Raw genomic sequence first — 2419 nt, forward strand, 5'->3', positions numbered from 1 at the left:
CCCCAGAATTGCCGTAACAACTCTGGTTTGGGCTAATCCGCGTTCGCTCGCCACTACTAACGGAATCATTATTATTTTCTTCTCCTCCGGGTACTTAGATGTTTCAGTTCTCCGGGTTCGCCTCCTTGCGGATAATACATCTTCAATGTACTGGGTTGCCCCATTCGGATATCTACGGATCAAATCTTGTGTGCAGATCCCCGTAGCTTTTCGCAGCTTATCACGTCCTTCATCGCCTCTGAGAGCCTAGGCATTCCCCATACGCCCTTATTTAGCTTATTGTACTTTTTGCTTTTTTATGAGTTTCATTCTCTAGAAATTTAATTCCTAGGGAATTCGATTATTTATATCGCTCGTTACGGATATAAATAACCCTTTTTTTATTACTTAATTAGATACCTATATCTAATTATCATGTATCTTTTTTCAATATGTCAATGAACTTATCTGTGAGTCACAACAGACATTTTATGTCTGTCTTCCTCTACGCAATACCTTGAAATTTACATCTCAAAACATTGTCTTGTGGAGAATATCGGAGTCGAACCGATGACCTCCTGCGTGCAAGGCAGGCGCTCTAGCCAGCTGAGCTAATCCCCCGTGTCTTTTCAGTAGTCAGTTATCAGTTAACAGTTATCAGTTAATTGATGACCTATACGTCAACTTGGGATACCCAACTTCTAAAATTTCCTTTCAGTTTGTAATGAACTTATCTAATCTTTTTTAAACCTTACAGCCTAATCAAGCTTAGCTTGTAGTCTCAGGCAGACTCGAACTGCCGACCTCTACATTATCAGTGTAGCGCTCTAACCAGCTGAGCTATGAGACTGTTTATAGTCCTTCAGTTTCAGTTTTCAGTATCTCTACTGAGCACCGTATTCTGGTGACTTGTTTTTTTAAATTAACAGCAAGTGAGAACAAACTATTTCTTTCATAGTTTTTTTGATACTATTTAGTCGTCTTTCTCTAGAAAGGAGGTGTTCCAGCCGCACCTTCCGGTACGGCTACCTTGTTACGACTTAGCCCTAGTTACCGATTTTACCCTAGGCCGCTCCTTGCGGTGACGGACTTCAGGCACTCCCAGCTTCCATGGCTTGACGGGCGGTGTGTACAAGGCCCGGGAACGTATTCACCGCATCATGGCTGATATGCGATTACTAGCGATTCCAGCTTCACGGAGTCGAGTTGCAGACTCCGATCCGAACTGTGATAGGGTTTATAGATTCGCTCCTGGTCGCCCAGTGGCTGCTCTCTGTCCCTACCATTGTAGCACGTGTGTAGCCCAGGACGTAAGGGCCGTGATGATTTGACGTCATCCCCACCTTCCTCACGGTTTGCACCGGCAGTCTTGTTAGAGTTCCCGACATGACTCGCTGGCAACTAACAACAGGGGTTGCGCTCGTTATAGGACTTAACCTGACACCTCACGGCACGAGCTGACGACAACCATGCAGCACCTTGTAAGTAGTCCGAAGAAAGATCTATCTCTAAATCATGCAACTTACATTTAAGCCCTGGTAAGGTTCCTCGCGTATCATCGAATTAAACCACATGCTCCACCGCTTGTGCGGGCCCCCGTCAATTCCTTTGAGTTTCATTCTTGCGAACGTACTCCCCAGGTGGGATACTTATCACTTTCGCTTAGCCACTGAGCCGAAGCCCAACAGCTAGTATCCATCGTTTACGGCGTGGACTACCAGGGTATCTAATCCTGTTCGCTCCCCACGCTTTCGTCCATCAGTGTCAATATATTGTTAGTAATCTGCCTTCGCAATTGGTATTCTATGTAATATCTATGCATTTCACCGCTACACTACATATTCTAACTACTTCACAATAATTCAAGATAACCAGTATCAAAGGCAATTTTACAGTTGAGCTGCAAGATTTCACCTCTGACTTAATTATCCACCTACGGACCCTTTAAACCCAATGATTCCGGATAACGCTTGGATCCTCCGTATTACCGCGGCTGCTGGCACGGAGTTAGCCGATCCTTATTCTTACGGTACCGTCAAGTTCCTATCTCGTAGGAGTGTTTCTTCCCGTATAAAAGCAGTTTACAACCCATAGGGCAGTCTTCCTGCACGCGGCATGGCTGGATCAGAGTTGCCTCCATTGTCCAATATTCCTCACTGCTGCCTCCCGTAGGAGTCTGGTCCGTGTCTCAGTACCAGTGTGGGGGATCTCCCTCTCAGGACCCCTACCTATCGTCGCCATGGGGTGCCGTTACCACTCCATCTAGCTAATAGGACGCATACTCATCTTGCACCGTAACCTTTAATATAATGCCCATGCGAGCTCTATATACTATGAGGTATTAATCCAAATTTCTCTGGGCTATCCCTCAGTGCAAGGCAGATTGTATACGCGTTACGCACCCGTGCGCCGGTCGTCAGCGGAAGCAAGCTTCCCTGTT

General features: G+C 45.9%; 2 tRNA genes and 2 rRNA genes. All 4 read right to left on the bottom strand.

Annotation, left to right across the window (positions count from 1 at the left end):
- Positions 1 to 281: ribosomal RNA gene (locus H611_RS0100005) — 23S ribosomal RNA — on the bottom strand; the annotation flags it as partial.
- Positions 282 to 526: 245 nt separating this feature from the next.
- A tRNA-Ala gene (locus H611_RS0100010) sits at positions 527 to 600 on the bottom strand.
- A 155-nt stretch (positions 601 to 755) separates the two neighbouring features.
- Positions 756 to 829 (bottom strand) — tRNA-Ile (locus H611_RS0100015).
- A 141-nt stretch (positions 830 to 970) separates the two neighbouring features.
- Positions 971 to 2419 (bottom strand): 16S ribosomal RNA (locus H611_RS0100020); the annotation flags it as partial.

It is taken from the genome of Gaetbulibacter saemankumensis DSM 17032 (genome assembly GCF_000425645.1).
Classification (GTDB): domain Bacteria; phylum Bacteroidota; class Bacteroidia; order Flavobacteriales; family Flavobacteriaceae; genus Gaetbulibacter; species Gaetbulibacter saemankumensis.